18 protein-coding genes are annotated in these 21,375 nt (G+C 41.7%); 12 read left to right on the top strand and 6 right to left on the bottom strand.

All coding sequences use genetic code 11. The annotated features are described in order from the left end of the window. Positions 1-6: 6 nt before the first annotated feature. Genes EJN84_RS07070 through fmt form a run of 3 tightly spaced genes read left to right on the top strand, consistent with a single transcriptional unit; the run spans position 7 to position 3,402 of the window. Complete coding sequence (locus EJN84_RS07070) at positions 7-570, top strand: L-threonylcarbamoyladenylate synthase (protein ID WP_129594758.1); 564 nt, start codon at positions 7-9, stop codon at positions 568-570. Positions 571-582: 12 nt separating this feature from the next. Beyond that, a complete protein-coding gene (locus tag EJN84_RS07065; protein WP_129594757.1) occupies positions 583-2,379 on the top strand; it encodes a chloride channel protein in 1,797 nt (598 codons plus the stop codon). A gap of 51 nt (positions 2,380-2,430) precedes the next feature. Next, on the top strand, positions 2,431-3,402 hold the full coding sequence (gene fmt / locus EJN84_RS07060; RefSeq protein ID WP_129594756.1) for a methionyl-tRNA formyltransferase: 972 nt from the start codon (positions 2,431-2,433) through the stop codon (positions 3,400-3,402). Positions 3,403-3,416: 14 nt separating this feature from the next. Here fmt and EJN84_RS07055 read toward each other — a convergent pair whose 3' ends face one another. After that, the gene (locus EJN84_RS07055; protein WP_129594755.1) at positions 3,417-4,958 is read right to left on the bottom strand and encodes a DUF3078 domain-containing protein; all 1,542 of its coding nucleotides are present in this window, start codon (positions 4,956-4,958) and stop codon (positions 3,417-3,419) included. A gap of 475 nt (positions 4,959-5,433) precedes the next feature. On the opposite strand from EJN84_RS07055, the gene EJN84_RS07050 reads away from it, so the two are divergent. The 9 genes from EJN84_RS07050 to EJN84_RS07010 all read left to right on the top strand — a co-directional run bounded on the left by EJN84_RS07050 (position 5,434) and on the right by EJN84_RS07010 (position 15,034). After that, positions 5,434-6,018 carry a LemA family protein gene (locus EJN84_RS07050; RefSeq protein WP_129594754.1) on the top strand — a complete coding sequence of 195 codons (585 nt, stop codon included), beginning with the start codon at positions 5,434-5,436 and terminating at the stop codon, positions 6,016-6,018. Positions 6,019-6,055: 37 nt separating this feature from the next. After that, on the top strand, positions 6,056-6,475 hold the full coding sequence (locus EJN84_RS07045) for a TPM domain-containing protein (protein WP_165004142.1): 420 nt from the start codon (positions 6,056-6,058) through the stop codon (positions 6,473-6,475). After that, positions 6,456-7,259, top strand: coding sequence for a TPM domain-containing protein (locus EJN84_RS07040; protein WP_238943957.1), 804 nt, complete (start codon positions 6,456-6,458; stop codon positions 7,257-7,259). The genes EJN84_RS07045 and EJN84_RS07040 overlap by 20 nt, the downstream gene beginning before the upstream one ends. 12 nt (positions 7,260-7,271) lie before the next feature. Beyond that, positions 7,272-8,237 carry a tRNA (adenosine(37)-N6)-dimethylallyltransferase MiaA gene (gene miaA, locus EJN84_RS07035; protein WP_129594752.1) on the top strand — a complete coding sequence of 322 codons (966 nt, stop codon included), beginning with the start codon at positions 7,272-7,274 and terminating at the stop codon, positions 8,235-8,237. 110 nt (positions 8,238-8,347) lie between these two features. Continuing rightward, entirely contained in the window at positions 8,348-9,505 is a 1,158-nt protein-coding gene (gene lysA / locus EJN84_RS07030) for a diaminopimelate decarboxylase (protein WP_129594751.1), read from the top strand. A 7-nt stretch (positions 9,506-9,512) separates the two neighbouring features. Continuing rightward, entirely contained in the window at positions 9,513-10,685 is a 1,173-nt protein-coding gene (locus tag EJN84_RS07025; RefSeq protein WP_165004138.1) for a glycosyltransferase, read from the top strand. Between the two features lie 212 nt (positions 10,686-10,897). Next, entirely contained in the window at positions 10,898-12,436 is a 1,539-nt protein-coding gene (locus EJN84_RS07020; RefSeq protein WP_129594749.1) for a Do family serine endopeptidase, read from the top strand. Positions 12,437-12,651: 215 nt separating this feature from the next. Continuing rightward, positions 12,652-13,512 carry a sigma-70 family RNA polymerase sigma factor gene (locus EJN84_RS07015; RefSeq protein ID WP_101486662.1) on the top strand — a complete coding sequence of 287 codons (861 nt, stop codon included), beginning with the start codon at positions 12,652-12,654 and terminating at the stop codon, positions 13,510-13,512. A 358-nt stretch (positions 13,513-13,870) separates the two neighbouring features. Continuing rightward, complete coding sequence (locus EJN84_RS07010) at positions 13,871-15,034, top strand: OmpA family protein (protein WP_129594748.1); 1,164 nt, start codon at positions 13,871-13,873, stop codon at positions 15,032-15,034. Between the two features lie 189 nt (positions 15,035-15,223). Here EJN84_RS07010 and EJN84_RS07005 read toward each other — a convergent pair whose 3' ends face one another. From EJN84_RS07005 to EJN84_RS06985, 5 genes are all read right to left on the bottom strand, one after another. Continuing rightward, entirely contained in the window at positions 15,224-17,689 is a 2,466-nt protein-coding gene (locus EJN84_RS07005) for a bifunctional UDP-N-acetylmuramoyl-tripeptide:D-alanyl-D-alanine ligase/alanine racemase (RefSeq protein ID WP_101486660.1), read from the bottom strand. Position 17,690: 1 nt separating this feature from the next. Continuing rightward, entirely contained in the window at positions 17,691-18,680 is a 990-nt protein-coding gene (locus tag EJN84_RS07000) for a GSCFA domain-containing protein (protein ID WP_129594747.1), read from the bottom strand. A 337-nt stretch (positions 18,681-19,017) separates the two neighbouring features. After that, positions 19,018-20,202, bottom strand: coding sequence for a class I SAM-dependent rRNA methyltransferase (locus EJN84_RS06995; RefSeq protein ID WP_129594746.1), 1,185 nt, complete (start codon positions 20,200-20,202; stop codon positions 19,018-19,020). A gap of 3 nt (positions 20,203-20,205) precedes the next feature. Then, a complete protein-coding gene (locus EJN84_RS06990) occupies positions 20,206-20,790 on the bottom strand; it encodes a 3'-5' exonuclease (RefSeq protein WP_129594745.1) in 585 nt (194 codons plus the stop codon). Then, entirely contained in the window at positions 20,781-21,356 is a 576-nt protein-coding gene (locus EJN84_RS06985) for a DUF5063 domain-containing protein (RefSeq protein ID WP_129594744.1), read from the bottom strand. Before EJN84_RS06985 ends, EJN84_RS06990 begins: the two co-directional genes overlap by 10 nt. Positions 21,357-21,375 lie beyond the last annotated feature (19 nt).

Below are 21,375 nucleotides of genomic sequence, written 5' to 3'. Positions count from 1 at the left end.
ACATCCATGCAGGAGGACATAAAAAAAGCATGCGAAGTAATGAATAAAGGCGGTGTAATACTTTATCCCACCGACACAATTTGGGGTATTGGTTGCGATGCGACCAACGAAGAAGCCGTAAAACGCGTCTATGAGATAAAGCAAAGAAGCGACAGCAAATCGATGCTCATATTATTGGACAATCCGGCAAAACTGCAAGTTTATGTAAAAGATGTGCCGGATATTGCATGGGATTTAATCGAACTAACCGATAAGCCACTCACTATCATATACGATGGGGCAAAAAATCTGGCTACAAATCTGTTAGCCGAAGATGGCAGTATCGGCATCCGCATTACGAACGAAGGATTTTCGAAAGAACTGTGCCGTCAGTTTCGCAAACCTATTGTATCCACCTCGGCCAATATCAGTGGTAACCCATCACCTGCCTCATTCCGGGAAATCGATCCTGCCATCATACAGGCAGTCGATTATGTAGTAGAATTCCGACAAAACGATCCGGCAAAATCCAAACCATCCGGCATCATCAAACTCACAAAAAACGGAACGATCCAAATCATTCGCAAATAACACGCTCTGACGATGAAATTTTCACTCTCGCAGATACACGATAAATTCTTGCTTTGGCGTGCAGAACATGTCAAGGAACGCACATTCCTGCTTTTTGTTTGTTTTCTGGTGGGAATTGCTGCTTCGCTTGCCGCCTTTCTGCTGAAAAGAGCTGTTTTTTGGATTCAAACTTTTCTCACTTACAATTTCACAGTCTCGGGCGCCAATTATCTCTATCTGCTCTATCCTGCGATAGGGTTGCTTCTGGCCGGGATGTACGTAAGATATGTTGTAAAAGACGATATCAGCCACGGCGTAACAAAGATTCTTTATGCCATCTCCCAACGCAAGAGTCGAATCAAACCACACAACATGTATTCGTCACTCATTGCCAGCTCGCTCACCATCGGATTTGGCGGATCAGTCGGAGCGGAAGCCCCGATTGTGCTTACCGGATCAGCCATAGGATCCAATTTGGGGAGATTTTTTCACCTCGAGCAGCGCAATTTGATGTTGCTGGTGGGCTGTGGAGCTGCGGGTGCCATTGCAGGAATATTCAAAGCACCCATCGCGGGAATATTGTTTGTCATCGAAGTATTGCTGCTGGATCTCACCATGTCTTCGATTCTCCCGTTATTGGTTACATCTCTCACCGCGACCACAGTTTCATATATGCTTTCGGGCACCGATGCCATGTTTGCATTTTCGCAAATGGAACCGTTCATCTTAAATCGCATTCCATTTGTGATTCTGCTGGGTATAGTCTGTGGATTGGTTTCGCTTTATGTCACGCGAGGCATCATTTGGAACGAGGATAAGTATCAGAAATTAAATTCGTGGTCGAGGTTTATCGTGGGAAGTTTGACCCTAAGCATTCTCATATTCTTTTTCCCCCCGCTTTTCGGCGAAGGATATAATTCGATCGAAATACTGCTGGCAGGGGGTGATCATTATAAGGAATTATTGAATGGGAGTTTCTTTTATTCACTTCAGAGCCGGTGGGGAATCGTGATCTTCCTGTCACTGGTTGTCATTTTCAAGATCTTCGCAACCAGTGCCACCAATGGTGGGGGAGGCACCGGCGGAGTTTTCGCTCCCACTCTTTTCCTTGGATGTATCGTAGGATTCATCTTTTCGTATTCCATCAATCAATTGGGTTATTCCTCGCGCCTTCCTCAAGAAAACTTTGCACTAATGGGAATGGCAGGAGTTATGGCGGGCGTCATGCATGCGCCTCTCACCGGCACATTCCTGATAGCCGAGCTCACGGGTGGATACGAACTTTTTCTTCCGTTAATGATTGTTTCTAGTGTAGCATATGCCACAATTATCATTTTCGAAAAGCACAACATTTATGCCATCCGGTTGGCTAAAAAAGGCGAACTTATTACCCACCACAAAGATAAAGCCGTACTCACATTTCTAAAAGTGGAAGATATACTGGAAACGGATATCCCGGTAGTAACGCCACAATTGTCATTAGGAGAAATGGTAAAAGTAATATCGACCAGCAATCGCAATATTTTTCCTGTAGTCAACGATCAGGGTATTCTTTTGGGACTGGTTTATCTGAACGATATTCGCAACATCATATTCCGTCCCGAATTGTATGACCGATTTAAGGTTGAAAAGTTTATGGTAGGACCTCCTGCAAAAATTAATATACACATGACGATGGAAAAAGTGATGGATCTTTTCGAAGATACCAAGGCATGGAACCTTCCGGTAGTAGATGACAACGGCGTGTATCTTGGACTAATCTCACAATCGACAGTATTCAACGCATATAGAGATATTCTGTTGGAAAATTATTCGGAAACGGATGAATAAAAACCGGGAAAAAGATGTTATACTTCAGGCTATATTAATCAACCAAAGCAAATGAGAAAAGAAGACTTACGCATCGTGTTTATGGGCACACCCACCTTTGCGGTGGAGTCGCTTAAAGCGCTTGTAGAGAACGGATACAACGTAGTGGGAGTAATAACTACGCCCGACAAACCTGCAGGACGCGGTTACCGGATGCAGGCATCGGAGGTGAAAAAATATGCACTCGAGCACGATCTCTTATTGCTCCAACCGGAAAAACTGAAAAACGAAGTTTTTTTGAATGAACTACAACAATTGAAAGCTGATTTGCAGATAGTTGTTGCTTTCAGAATGCTGCCCGAAGTGATTTGGAACATGCCTCGATTAGGTACCTTTAACCTTCACGCATCACTCCTGCCACAGTATCGTGGGGCAGCGCCCATCAATTGGGCTATTATTAACGGAGAAAAGGAAACGGGTGTAACGACATTCTTCCTGTCGCACGAAATCGACACCGGAAAAATTATCTTCCGGGAAAAGATGCCTATCAATGATGATGATAATGCGGGCACCCTTCATGATAAATTAATGAAGCTGGGCGCCGAATTAGTATTGAAAACAGTGGATGCAGTCCTTGAAAATTCCATCGATACGATTCCCCAAAGCGAGTTGATATCCGATGAAACCATACTGAAACCGGCTCCCAAAATATTTAAGGAAACATGCCGAATAAATTGGGAGGATACAGCCGAAAACATATACAACCTCATCCGAGGGCTTTCGCCCACCCCGACGGCATGGACCGAATTAATCTTACCCGATCAATCTGCATTCACTCTCAAAATATACAACTCGGAAATTGTTCGTTCAGAAAACCACAAAACTCCGGGCACAATTATTTCCGATAGCAAAAATTATATGGATATTGCCACCCGCGAAGGATATCTTCGCATTCTCGATTTGCAGATCGCCGGGAAAAAAAGAATGAATATCAAGAATTTTTTAAACGGTTTTCAGCTCTCAGAAGGAACAAAAGTAAGATGAGCGAGGCGCCAGCCCTACCATTTATAGTTCAATCCAAAACTAACCAGCTCGTTGATTTGCAAGTAGCCATACTTAGAATCTTTCGGAACTCCATCGTCATAACGCATATACAGATAAAGTGTCGTCGAGAGATACTGGCTTAACATAATATTGAGGGAATTTTCGAATTCCACAAGCACATTGTTGTAACCGGTAAAATATTTAAAGCGCGAGTCCCAAGTAATATAGCGTGTCAGATCATACTTTAAGCTCGAATTAATAGACGAACCTATATCGAATTTTGATTTTTTCCCTTCAAGCAGCCCATAGCGTATTTCATCCGCTTCATCGTTCAGAACATAAATATAATTAAGAGAAACGGGCGATAAATCGAGCGTAAGTCTTACCCTTCGATTTCTCACTTGTTCGGATTTTTTGTCGAGTTGATAACGCATACCAATACCGCCATTCACATACAACGGCGAGAGAAACGAGGATCGCAAAGTGTTGCTATTGACCGGATAATTATTGAACAATTGCGACTTGATTTCCAAGTTTGTGGAATAAGACCATTTCTTGAGAAATGCATCCAAACCAAAACTTCCATAGTATCGCAGCAAATCATCACCGATATTATAGCTTCGCAGCGTATCGTCGGGCGAAGTATATAATGATAAGCGCCATTCGAATGTATTGTCGAATTTCACTTTGTCTTTTTGATAGGTTGCTCTAATTACATGATAGTTGTTGAAGGCAAGATTGTTATTTCCCCCTTTGTGCCAATTATCCGAAAAATACGTTTGCGAAAACTGCAGGCGATGGTCACCGGATGTGACCCAATATTTACGGCCGATCTGTACAGTCTCAACAGGCGGAGCCTCGAGGGGGGCTGCTCTTTCGACTTTTATCAACTCTCTAAAGGGATTAAAATTTTCGAGCATATCTCTTTCGTTAATCGGCGGAACAAGAGTATCTAAATTAAATACCGACAGCTTAACCCGCTGAGGATATTGGATAAAGTATTGTCGGCGCACATTATTTATAAATTCAAATTTTTCGAGAAGTGGAATAAACGTATTTTCGGGAGCTATCAGCGCACCCTTGTAACGATAATCGGTTTTGGGTGGGTAAAAAGATAAATCGTCCGGCAACATCTTTCCGTTGAATACAATAGGGAGATATAGAGGATTGACGATAATCGTATCTCTAAAAGTGAGTTGAGGAGAAAACGGAATTGTCAGTCGTGGGGGAACAATAAGAGTTCCTCTCGGACTTCTCTCGTAAAGAGAATCCAAATAATTGGTGCGATATCGTAAAGGTGAAAGCAGCGTAGATCTGTTAACGCTTTTCCTGACGGCAGTATCGGGAGGTAGCACGATCGTGGAAACAGCATTCCTTTCAAAATCCTCAGAGGAAGATTTCAACCGCTTTCCCACATCGGTTATTTCGTTGAATATAAGAATAGTATCGTTCGTCTGCTGTTTCTGTAGATTCTGATTCCGGTTGTCCTGTCCTGCCGAGTGCAGTGCAAATACACTGATGCCAAGTACAATGAAAGTCGCTAAATATCTCATCATGAAGTATTTTTAAGACACTTTTATGATTAAGCTCTTTGTAATATGCAAAGATAAGAAAAGTTTTATCATTTTCGTTTTTTATTCCGATATCGGTTACCGTACATCACAGCATCGGGTTGTTAGGGATGCCGGCAAACACTGATATCGGGTGATGTGTGTTTACTTGGACTTGGTACGGACTTGGTACGGCGAAAGTACGAACAGAGTTCGAACTTGGTTATTGTTTGTGAGCACACGATTTTGAAAATATGCCTGAGCCCGAATTGTTCGCTGACAACTCTCTGTTTGCTATCACCTAACTTGTTTATAGCTCCGACATAGCTCCGAGGCAACTCCAATGTTGCTCCAATGTTGCTCCCATGTTGCTCTCACATTGTTATCACTTTGTTCGGACTGCGAATCGATAAAAACACAAATAGGAATTCGGCTTCCCGGCAAAAATTCATATCTTTGCAAAAACTTAACAGCGACTAAAATGAAAAATTTCAGCTATTTATTAATTGTTGTCATCCTTGGAGTTTTTAGTTTATCGAGTTGCCAGGGTTATAACAACATGGTGGAAAAGCAAGAAGCCGTAACAGCCCAATGGGGAAATGTGGAAAATGCTTATCAGCGTCGTGCCGATCTTATTCCCAATCTCGTTGCAACCGTCAAGGGATATGCCGAACACGAACAGGAGACATTCAGACAAGTTACCGAAGCACGTGCTAAAGCCACTCAAATCACTGTAAATCCCGAACAACTTACCGAAGAAAGCCTCCAACAATATCAGCAGGCACAGGATCAGCTGAGTCAGGCATTGGGACGCTTGTTGCTCATACAGGAAAACTATCCCGAACTGAAAGCAAATCAAAATTTTCTTGCATTGCAGGATGAACTTGCCGGCACCGAAAACCGAATTTCGGTAGAAAGGAACAAATTCAATCAGGTGGTTCAGGATTACAATGCCTACATCCGCAAATTTCCGCAGGTGATTTATGCCGGCTGGTTCAAATTTACGCCGAAAGGGTACTTTAAATCGGCTCCGGGTGCAGAAACAGCACCTAAAGTGGAATTCTGAAGCGCTTAATCCCCTTTTGATAAAATTAATCCGAATCATGTTGAACAATCGAGAACTCGAAAAGATCGCCTCGGCAATTCGCGAAGCTGAACGCTTTACTTCCGGCGAAATACGGGTTTATGTCGCTCGTCGTTGCAAAGGGAATCCCCTCGTTGAAGCCGCAAAAAAATTCGAGTCATTAAAGATGAATGACACCGAATTGCATAACGGCGTATTAATTTACATAGCTCCACATGATCGGAAAGCGGCAATTTATGGCGATTCCGGCATTGCCAAGATGGCCGATGAAGGATTTTGGAACCAGGCATTGGATGACCTACTAACAAGCTGTCGGGACGGACAGGTCGTCGATGGGATTTGCAAAGCGATAGCTAAAGTGGGAGAACTGATTAAAAACAAATATCCCATACTCGAAAATGACAAAAACGAATTAGGAGATGAAGTGGTTCAGGAATAAATATTTTATTGCGATGTTTTGGCTATTGTGCCATTTTTCGGGTGTTTTAGGCCAGAATATCCCTCAGCCAATGAATCCTCCGCGTTTGGTGAACGATTTTGCCGGCATTTTTTCGGATTCACAAAATGCCGCACTCGAACAAAAATTACGCGCTTACAACGATTCCACTTCTACGCAAATTTACGTCGTAACGGTGAATGATTTGGGCGGGTATCCCGCTTCCGATTTTGCTTTCAAACTCGGGGAAGAATGGGGTATCGGGCAAAAAAGCAAAAACAATGGTGCTGTCATTCTCATTAAGCCCAAGACGGCTGAAAGTCGTGGCGATGCTTTTATTGCTACGGGTTATGGACTGGAAGCCAAAATTAACGATGCCTTCGCCGGTCGCATTGTTCGTGACGACATGATTCCTCATTTTCGCGAAAACGACTATTTCAGTGGAGTGAATGCGGCCATCGATAAGATGATTTCCCGCCTTTCGGGTGAGTTTGATGCCGATCAGCCGGAAGAGGACGGAGGTTTTTCATTTGGAATCCTTATTCTGATTATCGTGGTTGCCGTTTTCTTTATTCTGATTTTTCTCAATGGAGGTGGCGATCAACACATTGATAACGATGGTCATCATAGAGGAAGAGGCCCCATAATTTTTATGCCGCCTTTCGGTGGAAGTGGTAACCGTGACAGCTGGGGCGGCGGTTTCGGCGGCGGAGGCTTTGGAGGCGGCGGTTTTGGCGGAGGAGGAGGCGGCAGTTTTGGCGGCGGTGGAGCCGGCGGAAGCTGGTAAATGATTGTGGAAATGACGGCGACAAATTCTACTAACCTCGACAACTACCCATTATTGACTATACTTGGGCCAACGGCAAGCGGAAAAACTACATTGGCTGCGCATCTTGCTTATGAACTCGACGGAGAGATCATCAGTGCCGATTCGCGACAGGTGTATCGAGGAATGGATATTGGCACAGGCAAAGATCTTTCGGATTATGAGATTAACGACCGTCACATTCCCTATCATTTGATCGATATACGCGATGCGGGCGAAAAATATACCCTTTTTCATTATCAACAAGATTTTCATCGAGTTTTTCGGGACATTGCCGGTCGCAAAAAAATTCCCATCCTGTGTGGGGGAAGCGGATTGTACATCGAATCGGTTTTAAAGGGTTATCGATTGATTGATGTGCCCGAAAATCCGACACTTCGAGAATCCCTATCGGAAAAAACCCTCGAAGAATTGACCGAAATATTGGCTTCCTACAAGAAATTGCATAACACAACCGATACCGACACCAAAAAACGGGCTATCCGGGCTATAGAAATCGCCGACTATCAGGCAAAACAGCAAGCCGAGCAGCTTACGTTTGACCCGATTGACAGCCTGATCATCGGCATCGATATCGATCGCGAACTTCGACGTCAGCACATTTCGTCGAGGCTAAAAAAACGACTCGAAGAAGGATTGATCGACGAAGTGAGACAGTTGCTGCAATCGGGTGTCCGGGTAGATGATTTGCTCTATTATGGTTTGGAATACAAGTTTGTAACGCTTTATGTCATTGGCTCGTTATCGTATGACGAAATGTTCGCACAACTCGAAACAGCTATTCACCAATTTGCCAAACGACAGATGACGTGGTTCAGAGGAATGGAACGACGCGGATTTGCCATCCATTGGATTGATGCCACTTTGCCATTGGACGATAAGGTCGGGAAGTGTCTCGAATTGTGGTCGGTTTACACAAAAGGCAAAAAAATTGGTTAGCAAGTATCGAAAAAAGATTGTACTTTTGTGTCTTAAAATCGTAAGAACGATATTAACGATATTTTCGCTTGCGACCTGAACTTATTTTTCAATCCTAATTTCCACACAAAATGATTAAAGGCAAATTTCCGATAGATAAATTCGAGGCTATCGAAACTCCCTTTTATTACTACGACATCGATTTGCTTCGCGAAACACTTCGCGCCATCAGGCAGCAAACCGAAAATAAGAATTATCTTGTGCATTATGCATTGAAGGCAAATGCCAACCCTCGCATTTTGAAAGAAATCTCGAGCTTTGGCTTTGGTGCCGACTGCGTAAGCGGAAACGAAATTTTGAGAGCAATCGAATGTGGTTTCCCTGCATCCAAAATTGCATTTGCAGGAGTGGGAAAAACGGATAAAGAAATCGAGATCGGGATTGACCACGATATTTTTTGCTTCAATGTAGAGTCGCTTCCCGAGCTTGATGCCATCGACCATATTGCATCAGCAAAAAACAAAAAAGTTAGGGTTGCCTTGCGTATCAATCCGAATGTGGACCCTCATACCCACGAATATATCACTACGGGGCTCAACGAAAATAAGTTTGGCCTTAACGAAAAAGATTTGTCTGAGGCCGTCGAGAAAATTTCCCGTTCTTTACACCTTGAATTAATCGGAATACATTTCCATATCGGATCGCAAATCACTGACTTGTCGGCTTTCGAAAATCTTTGCGTCAAAGCACTTGAAATGCAAAGCTGGTTCAACAGTCGAGGCATCGGGCTGCAAATAATCAATCTGGGAGGAGGTCTGGGCATCAATTATCAGCATCCCAATCACTGTCCGATAGCCGACTTCGAATCTTATTTTCATTTATTTGCAAAATATCTGAAACTCAAAGAAGGTCAATCACTCCACTTCGAACTGGGACGATCGGTAGTTGCTCCGTGTGGTTCGCTTATCACCCGTACAACTTACGTTAAAGAAGGAATCAGTAAAAAATTTCTGATTGTCGATGCCGGAATGACCGATTTGATTCGGCCGGCATTATATCATGCCTTTCATCATATCGAAAATATCAGCTCGGAACTGCCTTACACCCGCTATGACGTAGTGGGGCCGATTTGCGAATCGAGTGATACTTTTGGCAAAAATGTGGAGCTAAACGAATCTTCGAGAGGCGATTTCATCGCCATTCGCTCTGCCGGCGCGTATGGGGAAGCTATGGCATCGCAATACAATTGCAGAACCCTGCCGGCTTCCTGTTTTTCGGATCAAATATAAAACTACTATGGATTTATCGTCGTTATTCGAGTTTTCGTTGCTCGAGTGGATCGTTTTGGGCGCACTGATTTTGTTTTTCATTGTTCAACTGCTATTTTATATTTTGCTCTTCAGAAAGCCCTACACTTATGCAGCCCAATACCAATCCACGAATATTCCCGATGAAGCGCTGCCCGGCATTTCGGTAGTAATAGCTTCGAAAAACGAATCGGAAAACCTTGCCAAAAATTTACCGTCCATTCTCGAACAGGATTATCCGAATTATGAAGTTATCGTCGTCAATAGCGGATCGACAGACGAAACCGATATCCTGTTGAAGGGACTTGAGCAAAAATACAAGCAACTTTATCATACCTACATACCACAAGAAGCCGAAACGAACAACGAAAAAAAACTTGCACTTTCGGTAGGTATTAAGGCAGCAAAAAATGAAATCTTGTTGTTTACCGAAGCCTATTGCCGACCTTCGAGCAACCAATGGATCAGAGAATTCGCACGCGAATTTGTGGGAGGCAAAGAAGTAGTTCTCGGCTACTGCAAGCTCCACATTGCGAAGAAAATCCCTTTGCGCAAGTTCATCCTTTACGATAATCTCATCCATTCGCTTAAATATCTGTCGATGGCCATCATCCACAGACCTTTTATGGGAATTGGAAGAAACATGGCTTATAAAAAACATCTTTATCTCGAGCAAAAAGGTTTTGCTCCAATCTTGAACATCGAAGGAGGCGAAGACGACTTAATGATTAACCGGATTGCGACAGGCAAAAACACCGGCGTCATACTTAGCCCCGAAAGTATGACAGAAAGCGATGTAGTGGATAATTTTCATACCTGGCGTCAGCTAAAATCGAAATATCTTTATACTAAGAAATTTTACAAAACATCTCGTGCATCAATATTCGGATGGGAAACGTTCTCCAAATACATGTTTTATCTCCTGGTAATCACTTCGATAGTCATGGGGCTTTCATCTCAGAACTATTTCCTGCTCATTTCCGGAATTATCTTGTGGATTGTGAGAGCCATCGTGCAGAATATCATCATCCACAAAAATGCAAAACTCACCGAGAGCGGAAAATTTTACCTGTCCACAAGCTTGTTCGACATTCTCCAACCCTTAAACAATTTCAGATTCAAACGCTACGCGGACAGACGAAACAATTATCGGCACAGATGACATTTTTCGGCATCAACTTTTTTTGGAATGACAACGTGTCATACTTAAAAACGTCCTAAAATAGAGGCATTTGGGTTAATACGGGTTAATCCGATTTTGATTTAGTTAAAAGTGTTAAAACCGAAGAAAAAGATGATCAAAGAGTATATTTTTTGTTACTATATTTGGAAAATTAAAATGTTAAAACCGTAACTTTTATAACAAACTCAAATATGAACACACGCACAAAAAATGTATTGGGCATCCTTTTGGTTGCCATACTTAGTTCCGCAATGACATTATTCGGATATAATGTCATCGTGAAAAAAAATTTCGAAAAGTCCATCGCAACCGCCAACGGAGGTAATACAACGTCTGACAACATGTTGCAATTTGCCAACACATTCGGACAAGACAAGGGATTGACCCTTACCAATTTGACAACAGAAGATGGTTATCCCGACTTCACCGTGGCAGCCGAAAAATCTGTTCACGCGGTTGTCCACGTAAAAACAAAATCGATTCGCCAAGAGCAGTTTATAAGCCCATTCGATTTCTTTTTCGGGTTCGGTGATCCTCAATATTCGAGACCAAGAGAACAAGTAGGATTCGGGTCGGGTGTCATCATATCAAAGGATGGTTACATCATCACCAACAATCACGTAATCGAAGATGCCAACGAAGTGTCCGTTACACTCAACGACAATCGTGAATTTACAGCCAAAGTAGTGGGCACAGATCCACAGACCGACATAGCTCTGCTTAAAATTGATGGGGACGATTTCCCTTACATTACTTTTGGTAATTCAGATGCGCTGAAAGTTGGCGAATGGGTACTTGCCGTCGGTAATCCGTTTAATCTCACTTCGACGGTTACAGCCGGAATCGTTAGTGCCAAAAATCGTGGCAACATCGTAGGGCAGGATCAAGGTATCCAATCTTTCATTCAAATAGATGCTGCCGTAAATCCCGGCAATAGTGGCGGTGCATTGGTGAATACGAAAGGTGAACTGGTAGGAATTAATACCGCCATATATTCTCAAACGGGTAACTTCACAGGATATGCCTTTGCCATCCCTATCTCAACGGCCGGAAAAGTTGCAGCCGATTTGAAAGAATACGGCAGCGTACAACGTGCAATGCTGGGAATTCAAGTTCCAAATATCGAAAACATCCGCCGTCAAGATCCTAAAAGGGCAAGCGAATTAGCCAAAATACAAGGCGTTCTCGTGGAGGACTTTTCGGACAGAAGTCCCGCCAAGGCAGCAGGAATCGAAAAAGGCGATGTGATTAAATCCATTAACAATGTGGAAATACATAATTTTGCCGAATTGCAAAATCAGCTCAATCGCTATCGACCGGGAGACAAAGTGAATGTTACGGTTGATCGTAATGGAACGAAGAAAACATATAGTGTAGTATTGATAAATACGCAAGGTAATACGGAAATTACGCGAAGCACCGATTCTATGCAAAAGCTTGGGGCTACCTTCAAAGAAATTCCCGATAGCAAAAAAAGTGAACTTGGCATAAGTAGCGGGGTTGAAGTAGCCAGCGTAACCAATGACGGACTATTTCGTAAAAATGGTATTAATAAGGGATTTATCATCATGCGTATCAATAACATGCCGGTGAACAGTCAAAACGATATTGCCAAAATAGTGGCTACGGTAAATGCAACCAGCCAGGACAAAGTCATATTAGTTGCCGGATTTTATCCTCCTAACGGAAGAACGCAATATATTGCAATTGATCTTTCAACAAAAAAATAACACATTAATTAGTGTTAATTTAAACTTTTGAGATAACAAAAAAGCAAATAGCTTGTTTTTAACAACAAAGGGTCAAGAAATTCAACTTTATCCTTTGTTGTTGGTTTATAGAAATCCCATAATGGATTGATGGAAATTCTGAGAAATAAATAGTAATTTTGCATCCCCTTATAAAACGAGGAGAAAAAAATAAATTAGAATAGAGATAATAGAGAATGAGACAGCTAAAAATTACAAAATCGATCACAAATCGCGAAAGCGCCTCTCTGGACAAATATCTACAGGAAATAGGTCGCGAAGACTTAATTACCGTAGAAGAAGAAGTGGAATTGGCGCAAGCAATTAAAAGAGGCGACAGACAAGCATTGGAAAAACTTACCCGTGCCAATCTTCGTTTCGTCGTATCGGTTGCGAAACAATACCAAAACCAGGGCCTCAGTCTGCCGGATTTGATCAACGAAGGAAATTTGGGATTGATTAAGGCAGCAGAAAAATTTGACGAAACCAGAGGTTTCAAATTCATCAGCTATGCCGTTTGGTGGATACGTCAATCAATCCTTCAGGCATTGGCTGAACAATCACGAATCGTTCGGCTTCCGCTCAATCAGGTTGGATCGTTGAACAAAATAAGTAAAGCATTCCAAAAATTTGAACAAGAAAATGAACGACGACCTTCGGCAGAAGAATTAGCTGACGAATTGGACATATCGGTAGATAAAGTTTCTGATTCGCTGAAAGTATCCGGAAGGCATATTTCGGTAGATGCACCCTTTGTCGAAGGAGAAGATAACAGTTTGTTGGATGTCCTGGTTAACGAGGATGCACCTGTGGCCGACCGTACCTTGATAAACGAGTCGTTGCAAAAAGAAATAGACAGAGCATTATCCACGCTCACCGAACGAGAAAGCGATATTATAAAAATGTTTTTTGGAATTGGTTGCCAAGAAATGACACTTGAAGAAATAGGCGATAAATTTCAGTTGACACGGGAAAGAGTTCGTCAAATCAAAGAAAAAGCAATTCGCAGACTTCGTCAGGACTCGCGAAGTAAACTTTTGAAAAGTTACTTAGGATAACGATTTCTTGTATAAAAACATGTATAAATAAAAGAATCAGGAAGAATTTGACTATAAGAAGCAATTTTTTATCGATTTTTTTATTAAAATCTTTCTTTATATAAAATTAAGCGTTATATTTGTAGTTCATTTTTTATTGGAATAGAGTTTCCCGTAAAAATGAACAGAAAATGTTGGACGCGAGGTAGAAATTAAATTTTATTTTTTCGATATTATCGCACGAACATTTTAACGCGAGAAATGTTTATTCTTTAAAAGTTAGTGTAAAAAACGTACTAAAAATATAGTGCATGCATATAATGAGAGAAATAAATTATCGAGTTATTGTAAATAGAATGTTTAATTAGAATTTAAATTTATGAAAAAGTTTAGTTTACTTTTAATGTCAGCTCTTGTAGCAATCGGGATGAGTGCTCAAGACGTGCAAAATGTATCGAACGGTACCGTGTACCTGAAGGACAAAGCAAGTGACCATTGGTATATCGGGCTTAGTGGAGGTACTAACCTGTATATAACGAAGGGTGAAAACGATGCTGACGCAGATTTTGGAGATCGCCTCGGATGGATGGGACAAATTGAAGTCGGAAAATGGGTTTCTCCAATATGGGGTGTTCGTGGTGTTATTGATGGTGGGTTGATCAAACATGTGGCAGATGTACCTAATGTCGGTCCTAACGGAAAGGATCACAATTGGATCGGAGCTCATCTTGATGTGATGTACAACATCAACAATGCATGGTTTGGCTATAATCCGGATCGCGTATGGAATCTTATTCCTTATTTGGGAATGGGTTATATGTATGGAATGGTCGACTGGAAAAAACCGAATGAAGATGGAGACACCTTCAAGGGTCAGAACCAATCGCTTACTTGGAATGCAGGTTTAATCAACAATTTCCAGGTAGCAAAAAACTTCAGCATTTTCATCGATTTGGGTTACCGCGTGATGCAAGAAACATTTGATTTTGCTCGCGGAGGAGATTACGAATGGGACAGTATGGTGTCCGGCGTATTGGGAGTAAAGTTTGGTCTTGGAAAACAAGAATTCACTCCTGCCGAACTTATGGACTACAACCTGATCAACGATCTGAACAGCCAAATCAACAGACTTCGTGGTGAAAACGAAGAACTCAGCAAACGACCGGCTTCTTGCCCTGAATGTCCTGAGATTCAACCTCCTGTAGTACAGGAAGAAACTGTTTATGTTCCGAATGTTGTATTCTTCCGTCTGAATTCAGCAAAAATCGACAAAGGTCAACAAGTAAGCATCTACAACACGGCTCAATATCTGAAAGAAAATCCGAATGCTAAAGTTAAGATTACAGCCTATGCCGACCGCTTGACCGGTACACCGGAATACAACATGGCACTTTCTGAAAAACGTGCAAAAGCTGTTGCTGATGCGTTAATCAACGAATACGGAATTGACAGCAGTCGCGTAAGCGTTGACTGGAAGGGTGACACTGAGCAACCTTATGAAGTGAATGAATGGAACCGCGTTGCTATTTTCTTCACTGAATAAGCTTCGGGAATAGAGAAATTTACATACAAAAAAAGCGTCTCATTTGGGACGCTTTTTTTATTGTACGATGCAAAACAAGCTTACATCCTTGATTGAAAAAAGAAGAGTGGATGAATTAGACGGAAAAGAATACCCATCTTTATGATACACTCGGAATGCAGAGGAATTGAATGAGAAAAATGAAAAATGCTACTCGGTAATATACACCCGCTTTACTCGAGGCGAAACTGAGGTTAAAACTTCATAGGGAATAGTGCCGATAGATTCTGCCAGATCGATTACCGAAAGATCGTTTCCAAATAAAATCACCTCATCACCCTCTTTGGCATCGATATCCGTAACATCCACCATACAAAGATCCATGCAAACATTTCCGACAATAGGCGCGATTTGGCCGTTTATGAGAACTTTCCCTACCCTATTGCCAAACTTACGGTCTAATCCATCAGCATAGCCGATCCTAATCGTCGCAATGCGGGCATCACGATCTAAAGATTCTTTACGACCGTAACCAACAGTTTCGCGACCGGGTATATCCTTAATTTGCAAAATCGTGGTTTTGAGAGTGCTCACGTTTTTCAATCCTTTCAATCCGCTTGCACTGACTCCGTACAAACCAATCCCCAAACGAACCATATCCCATTGAGCTTCCGGAAATCGCTCAATTCCGGCCGAATTTAAAATGTGTTTGTATATAGAATAGCCAATTCCCTTTTCGATTTGAGATGCGCTACTCCGTAAGGTTTCGATCTGTTTTTCGGTGAACTCGTCAAACGCCCAACTCTCGCTAGCTGCCAAATGAGAAAATACGGATATTGCTTTCAACCCTTTTTGCGAACGCAAACGTTCGATCAATGAAGGAATCTGATCGGGTAAAAAACCCAGTCGATGCATTCCCGTATCAATTTTCAGATGAACAGGATAATCGGTAATCCCCCGTCGATCTGCTTCTTTAATGAAAGCATCCAAAATTCTGAAATTATATACCTCCGGTTCCAATCGGTTTGAAAACAATTCTTCAAATCCGTTGACTTCGGGATTGAGAATAATAATTGGCAAAGAAATACCCTCCGAACGAAGCGCAATACCCTCTTCGGTAACGGCAACCGCCAGATAATCGCAACGATGATATTGCAGCGTTTTGGCAATCTCTACTGCACCCGCGCCATAAGCATTAGCTTTCACCATGCAAATCATTTTTACACCGGGCTGCAATTTCGATTTATAAAAATTGTAATTATGTACGACGGCGTCCAAATCTACTTCGAGAACAGTTTCGTGAATGCGTTCTTGTATAAGCGCTATAATTTGCTCAAAATGATATTTTCGGGCACCTTTCAACAAAATAATTTCGCTATCGAATTTTCGCCATATTCCGGACTGAATGAATGACTCGGTAGAAGGGAAAAAATATTTCTCGATAGCAAACACATCACTGTTTTGCGAAATATCGTGTCCGATGCCGATAATTTTTTCGATTCCGTTTTCTATCATCATGTCGGATACACGATGATAAAGAGTTTTGGGTAATATTCCGCTTTGCAGGATATCCGATAGAATAATTGTCTTTCTCAATGATTTTTCGGCACTACGTTGATTCATGAAATCGAGTGCAATTTTCACCGAGTTGATATCAGAATTATAGGCATCATTGATAAGAATGCAATTGTTTTTGCCTTGCAAAACCTCAAGACGCATAGCCACAGGTTCGAGTTTCTTCATTCTCTCCGAAATAACCGATGGCGCAACATTCAGAAAAAGCATAGTAGCAAGGCAATGAATGGCATTCTCAATAGAAGCCTCATCGGTAAAAGGAATTTCTATCGAATAATCCAAACTAAGAAAAGAATAATAAATGAAAGTTGAACACGGCCCTTTTTCAATCTTCGAAATATAAAGCGGAGCATCCGTTTGTTTGCGTGACCAAGTGAAAGCTTTTTGTGAAATAAGCATCTGATCGGCAGCTTCGCGAATGATTGGATTATCTTCGTCGTAAATTACCACATTGCAATTAAGAAACAGCCTCATTTTTTCGAGACATTTCTGCTGGAGCGAAGTAAAATTTTCCTGATGAGCCTCTCCTATTTTTGTAAGAATTCCGATCGTCGGGTGGATTATTGGTTCGAGATGATCCATTTCATCGGGCATTGAAATGCCGGCTTCAAAAATTCCAAGCGTAGCGTTGTCGTCCAATTGCCAAACCGATAATGGCACACCAATCTGCGAATTGTAACTTCGAGGAGATCGGACGATATTGAAATCCTCCTGTAAAAGCTGATAGAGCCATTCTTTCACAATTGTTTTGCCATTACTGCCGGTAATCCCGATAACCGGAATATCGAAACGACGACGGTGATAAGCCGCTATTTTTTGCAAGGCCCTCAGGGGACTTTTTACGAACAGGAAATTACATCCCGAAAAGTTTTTCCACTCGGGCATCATTTTGGACACCACAAAATTGCGAACACCGGCTGCATACAAATCCGCTATGTAACGATGGCCGTCATTATTTTTGGTTTCGAATGCAAAAAAAAGTGTTTCGGAGGGATTGGAGAGTTGCCGACTGTCGGTAAGGAGAATCGATATTTCGGCTTCAATCCAATCGTAATTTTTCAGACCCAAAATAGAAACTATTTTCGAAATAAGATATTTCATATCAACATGATTCAGAATTTTGCAATTGTTTAATTTCTTCAAAAAGCGAAATAAAAGGATATTTATTTTGAAATTGAAGAATCTTAGAAAGGGTATTCTTCAAAAAAGATTGGTAAATGACGGAATCTGCATCAACAGGACGATGCTTTAATGCCAACAACAGTGGGTGCCACTCCGAAAGAATTTTTTCGGTTTCATCCGAAAAATAAGTCTCACGAAATCGTTCCCAAATATATTCAATAGCGATTTCTGAGGGATGCATCATATCTGAAGCATAAAATCGATAATCGCGCAGATCGTCCATCATCAACTCATAAGCAGGAAAATATCGAACCGAATCAGAATGTATTTTCATAAGTTCGTCAATCGACAAATGAAGGATCGACTTGCTTACTTGATTTTGATGTGCACCATCTTTCCAATGGCGAATGGGACTCACCGTGAAAACAAACTTCGAATCGGGTTGAAGTTGCAGAATTTCTCCAATCAATTTCGACCACTCTGCAACGATCAACTCTACCGATAGCATATTTCTGCTGAAGAAATCGGATGGGAACTTATGACAATTGCCAACAACATTGCCCGTTGTTTTCGAACGAAAAACATACGCAGTGCCAAACGTCACAAAAAACACATCCGTCTGTGCAACTCTTGCAGATGCAGTCTCAAAGCGATCGTTGATTCGACGTAAACAAACCTGGGGATCGGCTGACGAAAACGCTCCGTGGTGCAGAAAGCTGTGATATATTCCTTCGCGTATTGTCAAATCGGATTCATTAAAAGCTTCACCGCTCAAAAGGCGATCAAATGCGATGGAAATAGACAAAGGATTGTAGAGTATCCCAAAGGGATTGAGATCGACATCGAATTTGTTGGCAAGCAACAGATTCCCAATATTCTCGGAAAAGCACGATCCGAAAATCATCAGTCGCGAGTGATGATCGACCTGAAAATCCGACCGGGATATCGGAACTTTTGTTCGAAATTCCATTGTCATGTTATTCTCCCAATATTTAACACAAAAATAGCACAAAACAAGCCAATAAGGAACACATAAAGATTTATATTTTGTGAAAGCATTGAAAAGCGCAAGTAAATCACGGAAATTTTTGGAGAAGAAAGTCTTATGGCCATAAAAAAGGAAAGGTTGTCTCACGACAACCAATCTTCATTGTTAACCTTAAATCTAATACCATGAAAAACACGTTGCAAATATACGCCTTTTCATGTTATAAAACATAACTTTGGAGCACAAAAGTCAATAATTTTGCTTTTTTTAGTATTTTACGCCAAGATTAGGAGCTATATTAACAAAAGGAATGGGGTATTTATTCCACATACAAAACCAATCCTTTCAGATATTCTCCTTCGGGGTGATAAATATTGATGGGATGATCAGCCGGTTGCGTCAACTGATGAAGAATACTCACCTTTCGTCGCGAAAGAGCCGCCGCACTAAAAACTGCAAGCCGAAATTGTTCTCTGCTAATTGCCTGCGAACACGAAAAAGTGAAAAGAATACCTCCGGAGGCAATTTTTTCGATTGCAGAAGCATTTAGTTTCTTATATCCCTGCAAAGCATTGTTGATTGCACCGCGATGTTTGGCAAAAGCGGGAGGATCGAGCACAATTAAATCATAGACTCCATCGGGCATTTCTTTCAAAAATTTGAAGGCATCCTCGGTAAAAGATTCATGGCGCGGGTCCTCGCCAAAATTGAGACGTACGTTTTCGTCGGTGAGCATCATCGCTTTCGACGAGCTATCTACCGACACAACCTTTGATGCACCTCCACGCAAAGCATACACTGAAAATCCACCGGTATAACAAAACATATTGAGCACATTTCTACCAAACGAATAACTTTCGAGTAAACGACGATTCTCACGTTGATCGACGAAAAAACCCGTTTTTTGACCGCGAAGCCAATCGATATGAAAATTCAATCCATTTTCAACCGACACATAATCCACATCCGTTCCTCCGTACAAATATTCGTTCTCGGGGTCCACATCTCCATTAAAAGGAAGAGTTGTTTCGGATTTATAAAAAATATTACGAAGATTGTCTTCAGGAATAACTCGTCGAAGCGCATCTACAATCATTTCGCGATCGCGATGCATTCCTACCGAATGAGCTTGAACGACAGCCGTACCGGCATACATGTCGATAATCAGCCCCGGCAGATTGTCACCTTCGCCATGAATCAATCGGAATGAGTTATTGTCGGGACGAATTAAACCGAGATGAATACGCATAGTATAGGCGGCGGAAATTCGTCGTCGGTAAAATTCGGCATCGATCGCTTCATCGCGAAAAGAAAGCATACGCACAGCGATGCTACCAAGCTGATAATGTCCCACGCCAAGCACATCACCCTTCGCAGAAACCACTCGAATGACCTCTCCTTCAGTTAGTGGATCGGGATTGTGTGCAATAGCACCGGAAAACACCCAGGGATGGAATCGCAACAGAGAATCTTCTTTTTTGGGTTTTAAAACGATCGTCTGCATATATTATTTAATAAGATGTTGTGAATTGACCAAATGTTTGTAGATTCGAACACAAGCCCAAGCATCAATGGCCGCATACATTTGTTGAGCAGGGGTTAGCTGATCGGCCTCCCAATTGGTCAAACGTTGGCTCTTCGAAATTCTTTTTCCGAAAACGAGGGCATAGATTTTTTGAAGACTATTGTCGTCTATTCCGAATTCGTGCACAAACTGCTGCAAATCGACAAAATTGACAGGCACTTTGTCGCTTCGCTTGCGAATGGCAGCAAAATCATCGCGAAGCGACAATCCAATCTTTTTGATATCAGGATTACAAATGATTTCGTCAAGTGCATCGGGATAGTCAATTTTATTGAGGCGAAACAGATAACATTCGTCTTCGGAGGCAAGCTGCATCAGCGCCACTTTATTAACTTTCCCTTTCATAAAAGAAGGTCGGGTTTCGGTATCGAAGCCCAGTAGCGAAAAGTTTCTTAGTCTTTGCACCGCTTTCATGGCGGCAGCTTCGTTATCTATAACGAATATTTTCCCCTTAAATGTCTCTGCGGGGAGTTGGTTGAGCTGTTCCTTAGTGATACTTAATCCCACGAGTCATATAAATTGATATCCTCTTCTTCATCGTCCAATTGTTCGGAATTGGTGTATAACAACGAATGAAGTGGTCGTAATACATTCACTAATTTTTGGCCCCAATACGTTCTGAAATTATCTCGACAAACACACAATGCATCGTTCATCTGCTCGGTAAGTTCATATTGATAGACCGAAACAAAATTTCTTACATCCTGATAAATATCGGCTATATTCTCCGAAATAAATGCCGAGATGGGAGTATCGCTGTATTTCATATCTTCCACAAATACATCGAGATAAGTATCGTCCTCGCCCAAAAGCAAAGTAATTTTTTCGGCAACACGCGCATAATCTTCTTCACGTACGAAGGGCTGCAAACTTTCCTCATTTATCGAAACAACTTCAGGAAGCAATGTCGCTTTTAAGTAGATAAGCGGGAGGAGACGAACGATTGTCTCTAACCATTCTTGACGAGGTCGTTCCTCTTCATTTTCGAGAAAAGCACAAAACTCTACAGCTACCGTAACAAAGTCAATTACGGGAGGAGAATAAATTATTTCATTGGTTTTTTTTCGAGCCATTTTGTATATCTTAAATTGC

Source organism: Seramator thermalis, assembly GCF_004138125.1.
Taxonomy (GTDB): Bacteria; Bacteroidota; Bacteroidia; order Bacteroidales; family Dysgonomonadaceae; genus Seramator; species Seramator thermalis.
Note: the sequence above shows the minus strand (reverse complement) of the source record. Positions and strands in the feature narration are given on the sequence as shown.

Bases quoted from the DNA above. Each gene is read 5' to 3' on its own strand.
- EJN84_RS07070 (WP_129594758.1), top strand. From the start codon at position 7: ATGCAGGAGGACATAAAAAAAGCATGCGAAGTAATGAATAAAGGCGGT.
- EJN84_RS07065 (WP_129594757.1), top strand. From the start codon at position 583: ATGAAATTTTCACTCTCGCAGATACACGATAAATTCTTGCTTTGGCGT.
- fmt (WP_129594756.1), top strand. From the start codon at position 2,431: ATGAGAAAAGAAGACTTACGCATCGTGTTTATGGGCACACCCACCTTT.
- EJN84_RS07055 (WP_129594755.1), bottom strand. From the start codon at position 4,958: ATGATGAGATATTTAGCGACTTTCATTGTACTTGGCATCAGTGTATTT.
- EJN84_RS07050 (WP_129594754.1), top strand. From the start codon at position 5,434: ATGAAAAATTTCAGCTATTTATTAATTGTTGTCATCCTTGGAGTTTTT.
- EJN84_RS07045 (WP_165004142.1), top strand. From the start codon at position 6,056: ATGTTGAACAATCGAGAACTCGAAAAGATCGCCTCGGCAATTCGCGAA.
- EJN84_RS07040 (WP_238943957.1), top strand. From the start codon at position 6,456: ATGAAGTGGTTCAGGAATAAATATTTTATTGCGATGTTTTGGCTATTG.
- miaA (WP_129594752.1), top strand. From the start codon at position 7,272: ATGACGGCGACAAATTCTACTAACCTCGACAACTACCCATTATTGACT.
- lysA (WP_129594751.1), top strand. From the start codon at position 8,348: ATGATTAAAGGCAAATTTCCGATAGATAAATTCGAGGCTATCGAAACT.
- EJN84_RS07025 (WP_165004138.1), top strand. From the start codon at position 9,513: ATGGATTTATCGTCGTTATTCGAGTTTTCGTTGCTCGAGTGGATCGTT.
- EJN84_RS07020 (WP_129594749.1), top strand. From the start codon at position 10,898: ATGAACACACGCACAAAAAATGTATTGGGCATCCTTTTGGTTGCCATA.
- EJN84_RS07015 (WP_101486662.1), top strand. From the start codon at position 12,652: ATGAGACAGCTAAAAATTACAAAATCGATCACAAATCGCGAAAGCGCC.
- EJN84_RS07010 (WP_129594748.1), top strand. From the start codon at position 13,871: ATGAAAAAGTTTAGTTTACTTTTAATGTCAGCTCTTGTAGCAATCGGG.
- EJN84_RS07005 (WP_101486660.1), bottom strand. From the start codon at position 17,689: ATGAAATATCTTATTTCGAAAATAGTTTCTATTTTGGGTCTGAAAAAT.
- EJN84_RS07000 (WP_129594747.1), bottom strand. From the start codon at position 18,680: ATGGAATTTCGAACAAAAGTTCCGATATCCCGGTCGGATTTTCAGGTC.
- EJN84_RS06995 (WP_129594746.1), bottom strand. From the start codon at position 20,202: ATGCAGACGATCGTTTTAAAACCCAAAAAAGAAGATTCTCTGTTGCGA.
- EJN84_RS06985 (WP_129594744.1), bottom strand. From the start codon at position 21,356: ATGGCTCGAAAAAAAACCAATGAAATAATTTATTCTCCTCCCGTAATT.